18 protein-coding genes are annotated in these 17,512 nt (G+C 34.8%); 15 read left to right on the top strand and 3 right to left on the bottom strand.

Annotated elements, in window-relative coordinates; translation table 11 throughout:
- Positions 1 to 521: 521 nt before the first annotated feature.
- The 3 genes from AAA915_RS05500 (at position 522) to AAA915_RS05510 (ending at position 3,653) form a co-directional block, all read left to right on the top strand.
- A complete protein-coding gene (locus AAA915_RS05500; protein WP_338200730.1) occupies positions 522 to 3,125 on the top strand; it encodes a cation-translocating P-type ATPase in 2,604 nt (867 codons plus the stop codon).
- A 181-nt stretch (positions 3,126 to 3,306) separates the two neighbouring features.
- A complete protein-coding gene (locus AAA915_RS05505; RefSeq protein ID WP_338200729.1) occupies positions 3,307 to 3,486 on the top strand; it encodes a hypothetical protein in 180 nt (59 codons plus the stop codon).
- Entirely contained in the window at positions 3,483 to 3,653 is a 171-nt protein-coding gene (locus tag AAA915_RS05510) for a hypothetical protein (protein WP_338200728.1), read from the top strand. The genes AAA915_RS05505 and AAA915_RS05510 overlap by 4 nt, the downstream gene beginning before the upstream one ends.
- 244 nt (positions 3,654 to 3,897) lie before the next feature.
- On the opposite strand, the gene AAA915_RS05515 is transcribed toward AAA915_RS05510, so the two are convergent.
- The 3 genes from AAA915_RS05515 to AAA915_RS05525 all read right to left on the bottom strand — a co-directional run bounded on the left by AAA915_RS05515 (position 3,898) and on the right by AAA915_RS05525 (position 6,717).
- On the bottom strand, positions 3,898 to 4,932 hold the full coding sequence (locus AAA915_RS05515; protein WP_338200726.1) for a linear amide C-N hydrolase: 1,035 nt from the start codon (positions 4,930 to 4,932) through the stop codon (positions 3,898 to 3,900).
- A 507-nt stretch (positions 4,933 to 5,439) separates the two neighbouring features.
- A complete protein-coding gene (locus AAA915_RS05520; RefSeq protein WP_338200724.1) occupies positions 5,440 to 6,024 on the bottom strand; it encodes a DJ-1 family glyoxalase III in 585 nt (194 codons plus the stop codon).
- A 36-nt stretch (positions 6,025 to 6,060) separates the two neighbouring features.
- Positions 6,061 to 6,717 carry an HAD family hydrolase gene (locus tag AAA915_RS05525; protein ID WP_338200935.1) on the bottom strand — a complete coding sequence of 219 codons (657 nt, stop codon included), beginning with the start codon at positions 6,715 to 6,717 and terminating at the stop codon, positions 6,061 to 6,063.
- A 262-nt stretch (positions 6,718 to 6,979) separates the two neighbouring features.
- Here AAA915_RS05525 and AAA915_RS05530 point away from each other — a divergent pair, with 262 nt between their 5' ends.
- The 12 genes from AAA915_RS05530 to AAA915_RS05585 all read left to right on the top strand — a co-directional run bounded on the left by AAA915_RS05530 (position 6,980) and on the right by AAA915_RS05585 (position 17,435).
- Positions 6,980 to 7,258 (top strand): autorepressor SdpR family transcription factor, encoded by a 279-nt coding sequence (locus tag AAA915_RS05530; protein WP_338200722.1) that lies wholly within the window; start codon positions 6,980 to 6,982, stop codon positions 7,256 to 7,258.
- Positions 7,245 to 7,880, top strand: coding sequence for an SdpI family protein (locus tag AAA915_RS05535; protein ID WP_338207480.1), 636 nt, complete (start codon positions 7,245 to 7,247; stop codon positions 7,878 to 7,880). The genes AAA915_RS05530 and AAA915_RS05535 overlap by 14 nt, the downstream gene beginning before the upstream one ends.
- Positions 7,881 to 8,132: 252 nt before the next feature.
- Positions 8,133 to 8,894: a sulfite exporter TauE/SafE family protein gene (locus AAA915_RS05540; protein ID WP_294603808.1), complete on the top strand. Its 762-nt coding sequence runs from the start codon at positions 8,133 to 8,135 to the stop codon at positions 8,892 to 8,894.
- Between the two features lie 34 nt (positions 8,895 to 8,928).
- Positions 8,929 to 9,609 (top strand): histidine phosphatase family protein, encoded by a 681-nt coding sequence (locus AAA915_RS05545; protein ID WP_122037859.1) that lies wholly within the window; start codon positions 8,929 to 8,931, stop codon positions 9,607 to 9,609.
- A 50-nt stretch (positions 9,610 to 9,659) separates the two neighbouring features.
- On the top strand, positions 9,660 to 10,544 hold the full coding sequence (locus AAA915_RS05550) for a cation diffusion facilitator family transporter (protein WP_338200933.1): 885 nt from the start codon (positions 9,660 to 9,662) through the stop codon (positions 10,542 to 10,544).
- Positions 10,545 to 10,558: 14 nt separating this feature from the next.
- On the top strand, positions 10,559 to 10,738 hold the full coding sequence (locus tag AAA915_RS05555; protein WP_420915116.1) for a hypothetical protein: 180 nt from the start codon (positions 10,559 to 10,561) through the stop codon (positions 10,736 to 10,738).
- 1 nt (position 10,739) lies between these two features.
- Positions 10,740 to 11,420 carry a 2,3-bisphosphoglycerate-dependent phosphoglycerate mutase gene (locus tag AAA915_RS05560; RefSeq protein ID WP_338200714.1) on the top strand — a complete coding sequence of 227 codons (681 nt, stop codon included), beginning with the start codon at positions 10,740 to 10,742 and terminating at the stop codon, positions 11,418 to 11,420.
- An 85-nt stretch (positions 11,421 to 11,505) separates the two neighbouring features.
- Positions 11,506 to 12,441 carry an AAA family ATPase gene (locus AAA915_RS05565; protein ID WP_338200712.1) on the top strand — a complete coding sequence of 312 codons (936 nt, stop codon included), beginning with the start codon at positions 11,506 to 11,508 and terminating at the stop codon, positions 12,439 to 12,441.
- A 139-nt stretch (positions 12,442 to 12,580) separates the two neighbouring features.
- Positions 12,581 to 13,744 (top strand): galactokinase, encoded by a 1,164-nt coding sequence (locus tag AAA915_RS05570; RefSeq protein ID WP_338200708.1) that lies wholly within the window; start codon positions 12,581 to 12,583, stop codon positions 13,742 to 13,744.
- 15 nt (positions 13,745 to 13,759) lie between these two features.
- A complete protein-coding gene (locus AAA915_RS05575; RefSeq protein WP_338200706.1) occupies positions 13,760 to 15,238 on the top strand; it encodes a UDP-glucose--hexose-1-phosphate uridylyltransferase in 1,479 nt (492 codons plus the stop codon).
- Positions 15,239 to 15,408: 170 nt separating this feature from the next.
- Entirely contained in the window at positions 15,409 to 16,233 is an 825-nt protein-coding gene (locus tag AAA915_RS05580; protein ID WP_338200704.1) for a hypothetical protein, read from the top strand.
- Between the two features lie 596 nt (positions 16,234 to 16,829).
- Complete coding sequence (locus AAA915_RS05585) at positions 16,830 to 17,435, top strand: ATP-binding cassette domain-containing protein (RefSeq protein ID WP_338200702.1); 606 nt, start codon at positions 16,830 to 16,832, stop codon at positions 17,433 to 17,435.
- The last annotated feature ends 77 nt before the right edge of the window (positions 17,436 to 17,512 follow it).

A 17,512-nucleotide genomic window follows, 5' to 3' on the forward strand; every position in this document is an offset into this window, starting at 1 on the left:
TTTTTGTACATAATCACTGTTAACTGCTTATAAATGAAGTAAGAATTTTTGCTTTAGTTGCGTTGAAAATATAGTGGGTTAACTATTGGTCAGATTGTAAAAATAATTTGTAAATATTTTAAATAACAAAATTTATTATTGAGCAAAAGATGAAGCTTTTTCTACCTTATAATGCTAATAGTATAAGCATAAAAATAGCCAAAAAATAACAAATCATGTAAAATAATAATAAGCTTGTATAGGAAAGAGGATGCTTAGTTTAGAAATTAAATTTTTAAGCTAAAGACGATTTTTGAAAAACGTTGTTAATTAACAATTACTTTTTAAATACTAAATGAGCAGAAAACTTCGGATAACTATCAGAGGCTTTCTGCTTTTTTAAAAGTAAATGGAGTAATTGTCTTTGATACATAAAATTGAATTAAGGCCTTTAAAGAGCCATATAACTTCAATAAATTAACTTATCTATACAAACAGCTTAACCGTAATTTATCTTATAGGCGAATAATGGAGGAGATAGCATGTCCCAAAAATCAGAACTACTATTCACGAAAACCCCCAAGTCCGGTTTAACTGCTGCTGAAGTGGAACAAATGCGCAGTGAATTTGGCACTAATGAATTGCTTGAAAAACGCCCGGTTCCACTGTATAGAAAAATATGGCATCATCTTAAAGATATTTCGTCACTTGTTCTTTTATTAGCGATAATTCTAGCAACATATATGGCTGTTTTTCAAAACGGCGGTTGGACCAAAACTATCGTTATCAGTTTGATTTTAGTTATTAATGTGGTAATTGGACTATACCAGGAAGCTTCTGCGGAAAGATCTCTTGCAGCTCTAAAAGAAATGAGTTTGCCGACAGCTAATGGCCGACGTGATGGGCGTGATATGACAATTGCTGCTGCAGAATTGGTGCCTGGAGATTTGATTTATCTAAATACTGGAGATCAGGTTCCAGCAGATGCTGTGATTTTAGATGAAACTAATTTGGCGGTTGATGAAGCAATTTTAACTGGTGAAAGTTTACCTGTTTCTAAAAAAAGTTTTCAACCAAAAAATAATTTGACTAGTGATGAGCGTGTGTACTCAGGAACCTCAGTTGTTAGTGGCCGGGCATTTGTTCAAGTTAATGCAATTGGTATGGCAACTGAACTTGGCAAAATTGCTAATCTTTTAAATGAAACTCATAAACGGGAAACTCCTTTGCAGGGCAAACTGGATCATTTGTCAAAATGGATGACATTTTTTGCTGGTTTAGGTGGACTTATAATTTTTGCCTTAAGCATGGGACTGCAAAATAATAGTTTAACTGATAGCTTAATGATTGGGCTATCTTTAGCGGTTGCGGCTGTACCTGAAACCTTGCCAATTATTGTTACTATCAGTTTATCCCGCGGTGTCAAAAGAATGGCTGATCGCAATGCTATTATCAGACAGATTGGTGCCGTGGAAACAATTGGCAATGTTGACGTTATTGCGACTGATAAAACAGGCACATTAACTCAAAATAAAATGACTGTTACTAAGTATTGGACTCTAGAAACAGGTATTAAAAAAGCCGCTGATTTACCTGACGCTGGTCAAAATTTGTTAAAGATGTTGGGTTTAGCTAATAATGTACAAATCATGGAAAAAGATGGTTCAGAAGAAGTTGTTGGTGATGCTACCGAAGTTGCAATTGTAAACTGGTTACACGCGCAGGGAAGTTCTCGCCAGCAGTTACAAGAAAAAGCCCCTCGCCTAGCGGAAGATCCGTTTGATTCTGATAAGAAAATGATGTCTACTGTCCATCGTCTTGATAATGGCAGCCAATTGGTAATTGTTAAAGGTGCCTGGGACAGATTACCTTTAGATGAAAAAGAACCAATTAAAGCAGGCCAAAAGGCTCATGATGATCTGGCTAGAGCAGCACTGAGGGTGCTAGCAGTAGGATATAAAATAATTCCTGCAGATGCAGATCCAACCAATTGGAATGAAAACAACTCTAGCTTGAAGCTCGCAGGTATGATTGGCTTAATTGACCCACCTAGGCCGCAAGCAAAAGTAGCTGTTGATAGAGCAAAACAAGCAGGTATCAAGACCGTAATGATAACTGGCGACCATCTTGTGACTGCTAAAGCAATTGCTAAAGAAATTGGCATTTTGGAGTCAGGTAAAAAAGCAATTACAGGAATCGAATTACAGAAGATGTCAGACGCTGAATTAAAAAATTGTATTAAAGATATCAGTGTTTATGCTCGTGTTTCTCCCAGTGATAAAATCCGCATAGTTCAAGCTTGGCAGGAACTTAATAAAACTGTTGCCATGACAGGTGATGGAGTGAACGATGCACCAGCATTGAAAGCTGCAGATGTTGGCATTGCTATGGGTATCACAGGTACAGAAGTGGCAAAAGAATCTGCGGATATGGTTCTGACTGATGATAACTTTGCTACAATTATTAAAGCTGTAGCGGAGGGTAGAACAGTCTACCAAAATATTATTAAAGCGGTAGAGTTCTTAATTGGTGTTAATTTTGCTCAAATGTTCTTAATGGTTATCAGTACAATTTTGGGTTGGGGTGCACCATTATTAGCTGAACAATTATTAATTATCAATGTGCTTGCTGATGGGATACCAGGATTCTTTATTAGTAAAGAACCGGGTGAACCAAATATAATGGATCAAGATCCACTAGGTAATGAGGAGAGTCTTCTCGGACGGGGATTAATGCAAAGAATGATTGTTAGAGCGACAACCTTCACAGTTTTAACTCTGGGAGTTTACGCCTATGGCAGATTTATTATTTCTGCTAATGACACACAAATGGGTATGACTTTAGTCTTTTTAGTTTTAGCCCTTGGCTCCATGATTGATATTTACGCCATTAAAGATTCACAACCAATTAGTATGCAAACTTTTAGATCAAATAAAATGCTTAATTGGGGATTACTATTAAGTATGACCTTTGTTGTATCACTGACGCTTTTACCGCACCTGAGACGATTTTTACATTTTACTTTATTACCAGTTCAAGGTTGGCTGATGGCTTTATTGGGAAGTTTGGTACCAATTTTTATTTTAGAAATTAATAAACGTTTGACTAACAATGTTCAAGTGGAAGTAGAAAAAAATAGTTGCTAGAGAAGTAAAGTGTTTTGTTTTAAAAAATTGATTTCAAAATAAGTCTTGAAAGTTGTCTTACTTTTAAAGCTTATTTATTTTACCGAAATTGATTAGCTTTTTTCTTTTATAGTGCTCGCCAGTTCAACTGTAGTTAAAGCTGAGAAAGTCGGCAGCAGTCAGTCGGACAGCTGAACCCGATATGACCATTACACCTGCTAAAAGCCTATCTAAAGATGGTTATGTATTTAAATTATCTCGCAATGCTGTTGTTTACCCCGCAGTTAATGATGCTTCTAATTCGTTCAGTAAAAGCTGGATTAAAAAAATGGCAGAAAAAATGTCAAATTTAAGATTATTGAATTTGGTACCAATAAGGTGAAATTACTCGCTCACCTAGTTGATCAAAGTGGCAAAAATCATGGCTGTGTTAGCTTCTTTAATGGCGATTTTTATAATAAAAATGTTAAGAAAAAAGCTTTACAGCCATTGATCAAAGCAGAATTAAAAGTCATGGATTTACAATTTGAAGGCAAAAACCATCACTGATTCCTGTTAAAAATGAGGCTCGAAAGCTATAAGGTCAAAACAAAAAGATTGCCAATAAATCAATAAAGGAAATAAAAGGCTGGATTGCTTATAAAGGAGATTTGGCTTATACACATTATCCGTCATTATTGGTTGGTAAATAGTGATTATTTATAAAAATGCGTGTAAAAGTATCAAACTTTTACACGCATTTTGCTTCGAGTAAAACAATCCTATTAGATAATAAATCAATCGGTAATAAATTTTAGACTAAAGCTTTTTGTTTTTTTGTTTCCAAAACTTTAAAGTCGTGTTGAATAGGCTGAGTAATTTTAGTAGTAGTAGTGGAATCTAACACAAACTTAGTCATTGTTGGGCAGTCTTCGGGTTGAATATATAAACTTCTGTTGGAAACGTCATATCCTGCCCAGTAACCAGAATAATCACACTTGTCCTCACCTTCGTGAAGATGTTCTAGTCCCCGTGGAATCATGACGGATTTAAAAACATTATATAATTGTGGAATTCCTTGATCAGAATGAAATGGTGCTAGGAATTTAGAAATAAATGTTCCCCTAACAAAGCGTGATGGTGCAGTGTAATCACCGGGTAATCCCAGTAGACCTGAACCACTTTCAATTTGTTTAATATCTAGTTGATCAGCAATTTGGTGATGGCCTAAGTTATGGTTAGTTAACTGCAAATAATTACGCAAATTATCAAGATGCCATGGATATTCCGGACTATTCGTCATCACACCAATGCCATCATAAATTTTGAAGGCACCATTGTTAACTGGTTCTAAGATTACGCTTTTACCGCTAGGATCACTAAAGGTATAATGCATTGGAATTGGGGTAGGGATGCCCGTGTCAGCATCTTCCCAATCAGGATAATTTGTCTTTTCCTGACCCAAATGTGTGAACGCTTCTTTAATTTCTGCGATGGAGCCAAAGTTACTTAAAACATAGGCGACGACTTCTTCACCAATTATTGGCTTTAATCCCCGCTTCTTAAGGTTTTCCACTGTATCCCACGAAGCCTCTTCCAAAAATTGTGCGTCGCCTACGATACCAGCACTATTAATACCATCGTTAAAGAAAAGTGAATCGTTAACATTAATACCCATAAACGGATATTTAGTCGTCCAACTTTGGTGCAAACCTTGTAATTTATAGTTTGCAGGAAAAGTGGTCATTTTGCTATCCGCACTCGGTTTAAAGGGGTCGAAGGTAAAATCCATTGTCCGTCCCCAAAATACGTCCCCACTATCTGACTTGATTGCAATAGTTGTACACATTTTAATACCTCCTGTAGTTATATTTTAAGTGTAATTTAATTTTATCATCCTTTTAACATACCTCTGATAAAAATGACTTTTTATTTTTGGAAAAGTTGTAAAAATAGTGTTTATGGCAAGAAATAATTTAGCGAGTTCGAAGTTTAACTGGAAATAAAATGCTAAAATAATAGCAATTTTGTTATTTAAATAGCAATTTTTAATAAAAATTCTTTGGCAAGTCTAATCTATTATTAAAACCGCTTGCAAAAATATTAGTTATTTTAATAAAAAATAGATGAATTTTGTCATTTTAAAAGATGAAGAAGTTTATATGATAAGAATTAAAGACTTGTCTATTGCTGCTCGTAAATTAATTTTGCACGATTTTAGCTATCTGTTTGCACCCAGACAATGAAGTGAGTTGCTTCGAGTTTTGACTGAAATTGTTAGTAAAGTATTGAATAATGATAATGGCAAAATAAAAAGGTGAAGCAGTTAAGCTTCACCTTTATTATTGATGTTAAATTATAAACTATCTTGAATATTTTCAGCAAGATAATTATAAAGCATTCCTGCTTTCAGATCCTTGGTGGCAATTCCGAGAGCTTCCGCAATTGCATATGCAAATGCCCAGGCAGTTGCAGGACCACGACTGGTAATTACTTTGTGAACATTATCAGTAACAGTAATAGTTTCCTTGAAGTGTCCGCTTGGGGCATCTTTTTTAGTTTGTTCTTCAAAACCAGGGTAGCAAGTATAATCAGCATCAGCTATAACGCCGTAACGAGCCAGAGCAATGGGAGCAGCGCACATTGCCGCATCCCATTTGCCAGCGTTATGCCGTTTTATCATTAAATCTGCTAATTTCTTATTGTCACGCAGATTCTCTGCCCCTATTGTGCCGCCGGGAAGGGCAACTAAATCATAGTCAAATAAACTATCATCGACAATTTTATCACAGGTAAGTTTTATTTTATGAGCACCATTTACCATAACACTAGATAAGCCGACCATATCCGCTTGTACACCTAAACGGCGCAACACATCGATAATGCTTAAGCCTTCTACTTCTTCACAACCATCGGCAAAAACTACAGCTACTTTATTCATTTGTTTTACCTCACAATCCTTTTTCTTTATTATAAACTAGCTCAATTCCAGGTAAAATAATAAATCACTTAATTTATTTAAATGTAAGGTTGGGTGAGGGCTAATTGGTATTTTTACTTTTTTAGGGGCAAGCCAGAGTGATTCCAAGTTGGCATTTTCGGCACCTTGTATTTCATCGGCTAAGTCAGTTCCTATTACCAAGCTGGTTGCGGGAGTCAACTTTTGTTCATGTATTATTGACAACAGAATTTTTTTATTAGGTAATTTTGTGTCAAAATCATCGCTAAAATAAACTGCGGAAAAATAATTTATTAGTTCTGTATCTTGCATGCGGGATGAGGCCACATCTTTTTTCTCTTTTGTCAGCAAAATCATGTTAACTTTATTTTGCACTTCATCTAAAAAAGGCAGTACATCTTTATTTAACTGATTTTGTTTTTGCAACTGGTTATCAAGAGTCAGTTTCGCAGATTTCCAATCATTTTTAAAGAATTCCTGCAAAGTTAATTTGATGCGTGCATCAAATCCTAGTAATTTAGTCTTTTCTTGTAATGAATTATATTTTATGCGTTCATCTGGACCAAAATCTCTGCCTGCCAATTTCAAAGTCTCCCTAAGTGCCATTTGTTCTGCAACTTTTTCGTTTAATAGGCTTCCCTCAAGAATAAAAATCAATGTTTCAAATTTTGCCAAGTGTATTTTTCCTTTCATTAACCAACTCTCTGCATTATAACGATTAGCTAAACCAAATTAAAGACAAATATTTATGAACAAGTTTTATTCATAATTTTTTTGAATTTTCAAACAGCCACGTAAATAGTTTTATTATTTTTACTATAGTTCAAGGATTTTTAATTATTATGTTTAAAATTATTGTTTTTTGTGAAAAATGTGATACTATTTAGATAAACATCTAATTAGATGTTTATCTAAATAGAAAGGAAAAGGAACTAATGTGAGCTTTGAAACTAGTTTTAAAGCATTGTCCGATCCAGTGCGTCGCAAAATATTGCAGCTTTTAAAAAATGGACCAATGTCGGCAGGAGACATTGCTAATCATTTTAATATGACTAAAGCTACTATTTCCTACCATCTTAATATGCTGAAAAAGGCTAATTTAATTGAAGAAGAACATGAAAAAAACTTTATTTATTATTCGCTAAACACTTCTATTATAGAAGAAATTATGAGTTGGCTGGTTGATCTGAAAGGAGATCATGATGAAAAAGAATAGTATTCGTCAAACTGAACTAATCTCGCTTCTGCTAATTTTATTTCCAGTTTTGACCGGAATATTTTTATATAATCGTTTGCCGCAAAAAATGGCCACACACTTTGGGATGACTGATATGCCAAATGCTTATAGCAATAAATTATGGGTCGTTATTGGTCTGCCTTTTTTGGGAATTGTGCTTCAAGTAATGGTATTTTTGATCTTACGCAATCAAAAAGAAGCTAAAAATCTTGATTTTAAGATAGTTAATATTACGCTTTGGCTTGTTCCTGTTATTATTAATATCGTAGATCTGTCACTTTATGCCTATGCACTGGGTCATAGAGTAAAAGGTTCCTTCATATTTAGTGCTTTTTTGGGACTGTTTTTTATTATTTTTGGTAATTATCTGCCTAAAGTTAGTCCCAATCATGTCGTTGGCATTAAATTACCATGGACTTTGAATAATACGGGAAATTGGCGTAAAACACACAGATTTGCCGGATGGATCTTTTTTATCAGCGGCATTGTTCTGCTTCTAACTTCTTATTGGGAAATGTATTGGACGGTTATATCCGTCACTATTATAGTTATTTTGATTCCAACTTGTTACTCGTATCTGTTGAGTAAGAAAGGATATTAAGTAACTTAAGAAACTGAGAGATGAATTTAAAACAAAATATTTATTTTAGAGAAGAATTGACTTTATTAGCGACTAAAGTTAATTCTTTTTGCGTGCAAAACTGTAATGCTTCAGTAATTATTAGTTAGAGACTAATTTGTTAAATTCAACTTCATTATTAAATAGACAATTGGTCAGAATTAAAATACCTGCTTAAATTATTTTTCAAGAGCATTATAATAGAAATTAACGTTAAAGAGGGAGTTTAATTTAATGGCAGCTATTTTTTCAGTAATTTTTATTTTAATAGGAGGCGTAGCCAGTGGATTATTGTCTTCAGTAGCTTCAATGGCTTCTCTTGCTTCATATCCAGTACTATTAGCGGTTGGAATCCCACCAGTTTATGCAAATGTCACAAATGATGCTGCCTTAATTTGGACTAGTATAGGATCTACGATTTCTTCGACGAAAGAACTCAAAGGCCATTGGCGTCAAGTTGCTTTTTATGCTATATTCACTGTTGCTGGCTCCTTAATTGGTTGTCGCTTACTACTGGCTTTTCCCTCAAGTGTTTTTGAAAAAGTTGTACCCATTTTTATTGCTGGTTCTGGTGTTTTGGTAATTGTTTCGGGCAAACATCATAGTCTTGAACCACACAAGAGACCACTGTGGCAGGAGATTTTTTATATTGTTGCATTATTAGGGATGGGCATCTACACTGGGTATTTTGGAGCAGCTGGTGGAGTAATTGTGCTAGTTTTATTAACATATATAACTGATGAAAAGTTTATCGTCGTTAATGCAATTAAAAATGTGATCTGCGGTCTGGCAAATCTGGTAGCACTAATAGTCTTTATTTTTACCTCGCGAATATATTGGCTGCAGGCCATTCCTCTTGCTATCGGCATGTTCATTGGTGGTTATTTGGGGATGGACATTTTGCGCAAGGTTCCAGCCAAATATATCCGCATCTTTATTGCAACTTTAGCTTTTATTCAAGCTGGGTATTTCTTTTACAAAGCATATATGTTATAGTTTAAAACACGTTATAAAGGAAGGAGAATGCAAATTGGCAACAGAAATTTATTTTGTCCGCCACGGCGAAACAATGTTTAATCAGTTAAACAAGGTTCAAGGATGGTGTGATTCTCCTTTAACGGTTAAAGGAATTAATGATCTGAAGATTACTGCGCGAGCTTTAAGTCAAGTTCGTTTTGACAATATGTATTCTTCTGATTTAAAACGTGCAATTGATACAGTTCACTTGATGAAAGATGCGAATCAAGTTTCAGAAATCGGTAAAATTAAAAAATTACCCGAATTTCGAGAAGTATTTTTTGGCTCCTTTGAAGGTGATGATATTGAGGACACATGGAGACAGGTTGCACTAGCAGCAGGTGTTGGACCACAGACAGATGTAACTAAAATTATCAATCAAGTTGGTATTTATGAGTTTCGCGAAGCAACCAAAAAGGCCGATCCACGTCATTTAGCTGAAAATAAAAAAGAGCTGGACGAACGAATGGTGCGAGCTATCAATGTTCTTCATGAATTAACTAAAAATGAGAAGAGGGTTTTGTTAGTCTCCCATGGTGATTTTTTAAAAACCTTGGCGATTAAGTATTGGAATCAGAGTGACGGTCTTCACGATATTAATTTTCCCAATAATGGTAGTGTAACTCGGGGAATACTTCGTGAAGATGGCAATTTTGAAATTGTAGATTATAATGTAAATGCTGAAGATATGTAAAGTCCTGCTTAAAAGTAGGACTTTTTTCGCCCTTAAGTATTGAAAGGAAAATTATGAAGGATCACACTACAAAAAAATTTGCGTATGTAACTGGGTTGAATGTTGTTATTACGGTTGCTGAATTTATTGGCGGGTTTGTTTCGGGGTCTTTATCCTTATTATCAGACGCAGTTCATAATCTCAGTGATGTTGGTGCAATAATCATTTCATTCGTGGCTCACATCATCAGCAACAGGCGCAACAATAAGAATAAAACTTTTGGTTATGAGCGAGCTGAAACTTTGGCTGCCTTTACTAATGGAATTATCTTGATATTAATCAGTATCGTCCTATTTATTGAAGCGATTGAAAGATTTTGGACACCAACCAAAATTAGTGGTGGCGTTATGCTTATCGTTTCCATTATTGGACTCGTGTCAAATGTAATTTCAATGCTCGTGATGAATCAAGGTGGCGAAAAAAACTTAAATGTGCGCTCTACATTTATGCATATGTTGAGTGATGCTCTTTCAAGCGTAGCAGTGGTAATAGGTGCTATTTTTATTTACTACTGGCATATTAGTTGGATTGATCCGTTAATGACCTTATTGGTTTCAGTTTTTGTGTTTCATGAAGCTTGTGAAATAACCGCCAAAGCAGCAAATGTCTTAATGGAATCCAATCCCGATATTGATTTGGAAGAAGTTAATAGAATTGTTTTATCGTTTCCAGAAATAAAAAACATTCATCATGTACATTTGTGGCGTTATAGCGATCGTTATATCATGCTTGATGCGCACGTTAATGTGGACCCTGATTTGACTGCTAGAAAGTTTGAATTACTGACTCAAAAAATTAGTGCAAAATTGCAAAAATTAGGCATTAATCATATTAATTTTCAAGTTGAATGTGAACGAGGAAAAAATGATAAAATGATTGTAACTGATCGTGAGTAAGTAGGAGAAAGATAATTTTGAAAATCAGTATTTTTACTGCTGTTATCGTTTTGATAGTCGGCTTATATGATATTGCCTATGCTTATAACAGACGGTATCGCAATCATAATCGTGGTGTAACTCCTTTTATGATACTAGGAATCATTTTTACTATTAGCGGTTTAGCTTTAATCATAATGCACTGGGTAAAGTAAAATGGTTAAGTTAGTATTGCTAAGACATGGTGAAAGTACAGCCAATAAGTCTAATGTGTATACTGGCTGGAATGATGTTGGTTTAACTGCTAAAGGACGAGAGCAAGCTGAATCTGCAGGCAATTTAATTAAAGAAATTACCGATTTTAAGCCCACCCACATTCATACTTCTGTTTTAACTCGAGCAATTGTAACAGCAAATATAGTAGCCGATATTTGTCATTTTTTATATTTACCTCTTACTAAGACTTGGCATTTAAACGAAAGGCATTATGGTAAATTACGTGGAATAAATAAAGATGAGTCACGCCAAATATTTGGTAAACAGCAAGTTTTAGAATGGCGGCGTGGCTTTTACGCTGTTCCCCCTTTCGGTGAAAAAGTTACTTCAAGACGTTATGCAAGTTGTGACATTCACCTCTTGCCAAGAGCTGAAAGTCTTTATCAAACGCAAAAGAGAGTATTACCTTATTATCAAGACAATATTGCCAGTAGGTTAAAAATGGGTGAGGATCAATTAATTGTAGCTCATGGCTCAAGTTTGCGCGCATTAATTAAAAAATTAGAGAATATCAATGATCACGATATTATCAAGCTTGAAGTGCCAAATGCAGAGCCAATAGTTTATACTTTTGATCAGCAATTAAGAATTATTGATAAAAAGATTTTACGCAGCTTTTAGTTCAATAGTAAGGAATTCTGCAATTATATGTTAAAATTTAATACGATATCATTTAAATTTTACATTTTTAGTTTGGAGTAGAGGCATGCGTAAAATATTTTTATTACGAGGCGCACCCGGCTCTGGTAAATCTTCATTTATTTCTCGTCATCACTTACAGCCATATGCAATTAGTCGTGATCAGATAAGATTGTTATTGGCGAATCTAACCTATTTTTATGAAGAAGAAACAGATTGCTTACATCAAGTTATTCCCCGTTATGCAAATGAGCAAACGGAAAAAGTGGTGGATTACCTCGTGGAAGAAAAAATGAAACGCGGCGAAACGGTTATTGTAGATAGTACTCATATTTTTACGGAAAATATTGAACATTATCAACCCTGGGTCGAGCGTTATCATTATGAGTTATTTGTCGTTGATTTAATGTATCATAAAACTTTGCGGAATTTATTAAATCGTAACGAAATTCGCAGACAATATGATTGGGTTAAGCCAAATGTGATTAAGGAAATGTTTTTATCATATCAAGATAACTTCGATGTGCCTGAGTGGGCGCATGTGATAAGCCCTAATCAGTTAGGAAAAGCACTATCACAAAAGGAAAGTAATTTGGATCATTTTGCTCACGTCATTGCAATTCCTGATAAAGTTACGGAAGAAAACTTTCCTCATGTACACATTTCCAATTTTTATTTTTCTTTTAACGATTTATTTACAGAAAAGTATGGCACATATCGTAATGTAGTTACGATTGGTAAAACCAAGGATGAAGTTGTTAATCAGTTTCGCTTACCGTTTTTTGTATTTAAATTTCATCACAAACATTTTTTGATTTCTGCGTATCCGGTTAGAAATGAAATGCTTGATCCTATTAAAAAGGTTAAGAGTGTTTGGTCATATTCTACGGGGCTAGCTAATCCGGCTGATTTTTTGGAACAATTTCCCCAAAGTCGGCCGCAGCATGTGCATCAATTTAATTTATGTAAATTGCATCCAGATAGATTATTACATATTTGGTAATATCCTTGAAAAGAGTTTCGACAAAACGAAACTTTTTTTAATATTGAGAATTTATTTTCAAGCCTTGCTGGTAAATTATAATGAAGTATAATTTAATTGTCAGTATGTTGATAGCGCTTTTAAAAGGAAATGGATACAAATGAAAATTAAAGAACTCAAGCAAGAATTTAGTAATATTTATCATCAAGAACCAACCGGCTGTTATTTTTCGCCTGGTAGAATTAACTTAATTGGTGAGCACACAGATTATAATGGAGGTCATGTATTCCCTTGTGCAATATCTTTAGGGATTTATGGTGCAGCCAGTCCCCGGACTGATGAAAGATTTTGTTTTTATTCTGCTAATTTTGCCGATATGGGAGTAGTAGAAACTGATATGCACCAGCTGCAGTTTGCCAAAGAAGATTCATGGGCAAACTATGCAAAAGGGATGCTTCATTTTATGCTCGAAAATGGTGCCAAGATTGATCATGGACTTAATATCTATATTAATGGCAATATTCCTGATGGTGCTGGATTGTCTTCGTCTGCAGCCTTAGAAATGTTAATTGGTATTTTATTACAGGACCAGTTTAAATTAACTTTTTCTAAGTTAGAAATCGTCAAACTGGGAGTTAAAACTGAAAACGAATTTATTGGCGTCAATTCTGGCATTATGGATCAATATGCAGTTGCTATGAGTGAAAAAGATCACGCCATTCTGCTTGATACTAAAAAGGTGGAGTCTGAGCTAGTACCCCTTGATTTGAAGGATAATGTCATTGTTATTATGAATACTAACAAGAAAAGGACCTTAGCAGACTCAAAATATAATGAGCGTAGAGCAGAATGCGAAAAGGGTCTGCACTTTTTACAGGAGAAACTGTCAATTCAGTCGCTGGGTGAATTGGATAGTTTAGTTTTTGATGAAAATAGTTACCTTTTACCAACAGAAAACCTGCTGAAACGCTGTCGTCACGCAGTCTGGGAAAATGAACGGACATTAAATGCTGAAAAAGCACTGCAAAAGGGTGATTTAAATGAATTTGGTCAATTAATGAATGCTTCACATGTATCTTTAGAGTATGACTATGAAGTGACGGGTAAAGAACTTGATACATTGGTACATACTGCCTGGAAGCAACCTGGAGTTTTGGGTGCAAGAATGACTGGTGCCGGTTTTGGTGGCTGTGCGATAGCTTTGGTTGCCAAAAATAAAGTTGAAGCTTTTGAAAAAAATGTCGCTGATATTTACCAAGAAAAGATTGGCTACTTACCTTCATTTTATATTGCAGAAACTGCTGATGGTACAAAAGTTTTATAATATTGGAAAGTTGAGATGGATAAAACGAATCTAATTGATAAATTTATTACGCAAGTTATTGCTCACAGCGATTTTACGGAACTTGATCGTATTTATTTGAGAAATAGAATTTTGGCCCTTGTTGGGGATGAGGCAAGAAAAGCAACAACCAGTAAGGAAGGCCTACTGGATTTTAAAGACGAGCTGATTCAGGTTGCCCAAATTTCAGGGAAGTGCTCAGCCAATAATTCCTCTAGGGATGTCCTTGATGCACAATTAATGAATTTGATTGTCCCTAGACCAAGTATTGTTAACCGCAATTTCTGGCAAACTTATGAGAGCTCACCACAAAAAGCAATTGCTGATTTTTACCAAATGGGTAAAGATAGTGATTATATTAAAACTAGAGCTATTGCAAAAAATATTTATTTTACAGCTGCAAGTAAATACGGCGACCTAGAAATTACGATTAATCTTTCCAAACCGGAAAAAGATCCCAAAGAGATTGCTGCAGCTAAAAATGCCAAAGTAAAATCATATCCAAAGTGCCAATTATGTATGGAGAATGAGGGTTACCTTGGTCATATAAATTATCCTGCGCGCACCAATCACCGTATCATTCGCTTTCATTTAGGAGATGAAACCTGGGGCTTTCAATATTCTCCTTATGCATATTTTAATGAGCACTGCATTTTCTTAGCGCCAAAGCATGAACCAATGGTAATAAATGAACAAACTTTTGCTAATTTACTGGAAATTGTGGCTAAATTTCCGGGCTATTTTGTTGGTAGCAATGCGGATTTGCCGATCGTAGGCGGTTCGATTTTAGCGCACGAACATTATCAGGGCGGCAAGCATCGCTTTCCGATGGAAAAAGCACCAATTGATAAAAAACTTAATTTTAAGGGATTTGATGATGTCGAAGCAGGTATTGTCAAGTGGCCTATGTCTGTGATCCGTTTACGTGGTCTAAATAAAAATAGCTTAATTAAATTAGCAAATAAAATTTTAATAAACTGGCGTGATTATAATGATGAGAAAGTAACAGTTCGGGCATTTACAGACAATACCCCTCACCATACTATTACCCCAATTGCTCGTTTACATGGACAAACTTATGAACTTGATTTAGTCCTAAGAGACAATCAGACTTCAGATAAATATCCTGATGGAATTTTTCATCCTCATGCTGATGTACAACACATTAAAAAGGAAAATATTGGCTTAATTGAAGTAATGGGATTAGCAATTTTTCCGCCACGATTGAAGCCCGAGTTGCTTGAGGTAAAAAAGTTTTTGCTTGACCAGCCTAACAGTATTGCACCTATGCATCTTGATTGGGCTAAGGAAATTAGCAGTAAGTATGAAATAACAAATACAAATGTGGATCAAATTTTGCAAAAAGAATTAGGTCTTGTTTTTGCTCGCGTTTTAGAAGACGCAGGAGTTTTCAAACAAACTTTAGAGGGTAAAGCCGCTTTTATGCGTTTTGTTAAGAAAGTAGGTCTATGTTAAGTTTTTAATTTTATTTAAGTAATCATATGAATAAAGGCAACAATAAGAGCATTTTTTAATAGGGGAAAATTAGTTTTTTCTTAACTTTTTTGGCATACTATTTTAGTTTATAATTAATATTATACATGATATAGTATTCAAAGATATATTTGTTAAGAGGACTTCTGCTAATGCTAAAACGAACCCAAAAATTTGTTCTTATTTTTCTAATTATTTATTTTCTTATGATTACCTGGCAGTTTTTTATAGCCGCTAATTCTGAAGCAGGATTAATACCATTAAAGGGCAAAGCAGTTGACATTTCTGTTATGCTTTTCTTTTCAATTCAGCCTAATGGTTGGAACGAAAATATTATAAATTTAGTTATTTTGTTGGCCTTGGTATCTATCTTTGGAGCTGGTCTCTTAATCTATTTTAAAAATAATAATATGTTTAGCGCTGTCCAGCAAAGAATTGGATATCATGGTTTTATCAAAGCAGGGATTATTCGCTCGTTTGTTATTGGTGTAGTATTTTCTTTAATAACTAATCTTTACCAGTTAGCATTAATTAACTTATTTTATTATCCCTTTTTCTTTAAAACCAGACCTATCAAATTATACATTGGTGCAAGACCAGGATATTTTTCCACTAACCAACTAATTGACTTATGTTCGTATGTTATATTATCTGCTACTGGCTGGGGTATTTTTGCTGTTTTAATTTTCAGTATTGGTCTGTTTGTATCAAAAAATAGTATTTATCTAGTTTTGGGCCCGTGTGTAGGGATGGGTTTAACCTTATTGTCATTCATAATATCACTGGGCAATGAATTTTTGCTCTTTCTCTCGTATTTGTGGTTTCCATTTGCTGTACTTGCACCGGGACAGTTTGCGCTAGGATCTCGCTTGCCACCGATTAATTCATATTTGCTTTTTGTTTTGGTTGCATTGCTTTATCTGTTATTTGCTGCTTACTTAATCAAAATGTGGCAGCAGAAAAGAAAGCTGGGCTAATTATGCGCTTAAAGCGAATATCCTGCAGACTTGTTTTAAATTGTTTTATCGTATTTTTGATAGGACTAATGGGAAGCATTATACTTATAAAAACAGGTTCACCGGAAACCATGGAATTGCCAAACGAATACCTCAATTTTCACATGGTATCACTGTATTTGCAGCCAGCGGTCCTCTTGCTGTTTTATAAGCAGATACTTACTTTTCGCAACATCAACGTGTTTGTGACGGTGCGAAAAAAGAGTAAGTCGATGATCATGCACTTATTGGTACTGGCTACAATTTATTGTTTAATTTTTGTATTAGGTCTTTTTGTTCCTTATTTTTTTACTGATTACCCTTTATTTAAATTTGGTAACCCAATTGTAGGCATTGAACTCATACTACTACATGTTCTGGCTTTTTTGCTTCTACTTTGGCTGTTAGTTGGTGGCTATAACTGGCATAGGCCTTATTTATTATTGCTAATGGCGATAATCATAGATTTAATTTATCACTACTATATAGAAAAAAATATTTTAATAAATTATAGTCCCGTGTATGACGAGTTATATCGGGCTATCCATGAAATTTATGGTGGCTTTTAAGGAGAAATAATGTTAGAGCTTAAGCAGATAAAAAAGTCATTTGGTCAGAAGCTGGTTTTAAAAAGCGTATCTTTGACAGCTAAGCCAGGAGAACTAATTCATATTTCAGGTATTAACGGTTCTGGAAAGTCTACCATTTTTAAGATTATTACCGGCTTGTTAAAGGCTGACAGCGGTGAAATTAAGCTGGATGAAAATGATATTGTTGGGGCATTAATTGAAAATCCCAATTTTTTGGAATATGAGTCAGCCATGTCTAACCTTCATTTTCTGGCTAATCTTAACAAGCGCTTTAATGAGAAAGAAGTTAGGGACTTACTACAGTACTTTATGCTTGATCCTGACGATCCGAAACCCATAGTCAAGTATTCTATTGGTATGAGGCAAAAGGTGGGCATCATCCAGGCTGTGATGGAAAACCAAAATATTATTTTGCTTGATGAGCCGACACGTGGAATTGATCAAGAGAGCATTGGCTTATTTGTAGCTATGCTTAAAAAATTAAGACAGCAAAATAAAATTATAGTGGTTGCCAGCCATGACCAGGTCAATGGGCTTAAATATGATCGTCAATTCGTATTGAAGAAGGGAATACTGCAGGAAAAGCAAAAATAGCTTTAAGTACTTATTCAAAGCGTATAAAAAAGCATTGGGAAAATTTACTAGGCAATATAACCACTAAATTTCTCAAT

Origin of the sequence: Lactobacillus rizhaonensis, assembly GCF_036246345.1 — a bacterium.
GTDB classification, from domain to species: domain Bacteria; phylum Bacillota; class Bacilli; order Lactobacillales; family Lactobacillaceae; genus Lactobacillus; species Lactobacillus rizhaonensis.

What these genes read in the sequence shown, in the direction of transcription:
- AAA915_RS05500 (WP_338200730.1), top strand. Translation starts at nt 522, where the DNA reads ATGTCCCAAAAATCAGAACTACTATTCACGAAAACCCCCAAGTCCGGT.
- AAA915_RS05505 (WP_338200729.1), top strand. Translation starts at nt 3,307, where the DNA reads ATGACCATTACACCTGCTAAAAGCCTATCTAAAGATGGTTATGTATTT.
- AAA915_RS05515 (WP_338200726.1), bottom strand. Translation starts at nt 4,932, where the DNA reads ATGTGTACAACTATTGCAATCAAGTCAGATAGTGGGGACGTATTTTGG.
- AAA915_RS05520 (WP_338200724.1), bottom strand. Translation starts at nt 6,024, where the DNA reads ATGAATAAAGTAGCTGTAGTTTTTGCCGATGGTTGTGAAGAAGTAGAA.
- AAA915_RS05535 (WP_338207480.1), top strand. Translation starts at nt 7,245, where the DNA reads ATGAAAAAGAATAGTATTCGTCAAACTGAACTAATCTCGCTTCTGCTA.
- AAA915_RS05540 (WP_294603808.1), top strand. Translation starts at nt 8,133, where the DNA reads ATGGCAGCTATTTTTTCAGTAATTTTTATTTTAATAGGAGGCGTAGCC.
- AAA915_RS05560 (WP_338200714.1), top strand. Translation starts at nt 10,740, where the DNA reads ATGGTTAAGTTAGTATTGCTAAGACATGGTGAAAGTACAGCCAATAAG.
- AAA915_RS05565 (WP_338200712.1), top strand. Translation starts at nt 11,506, where the DNA reads ATGCGTAAAATATTTTTATTACGAGGCGCACCCGGCTCTGGTAAATCT.
- AAA915_RS05570 (WP_338200708.1), top strand. Translation starts at nt 12,581, where the DNA reads ATGAAAATTAAAGAACTCAAGCAAGAATTTAGTAATATTTATCATCAA.
- AAA915_RS05575 (WP_338200706.1), top strand. Translation starts at nt 13,760, where the DNA reads ATGGATAAAACGAATCTAATTGATAAATTTATTACGCAAGTTATTGCT.
- AAA915_RS05580 (WP_338200704.1), top strand. Translation starts at nt 15,409, where the DNA reads ATGCTAAAACGAACCCAAAAATTTGTTCTTATTTTTCTAATTATTTAT.
- AAA915_RS05585 (WP_338200702.1), top strand. Translation starts at nt 16,830, where the DNA reads ATGTTAGAGCTTAAGCAGATAAAAAAGTCATTTGGTCAGAAGCTGGTT.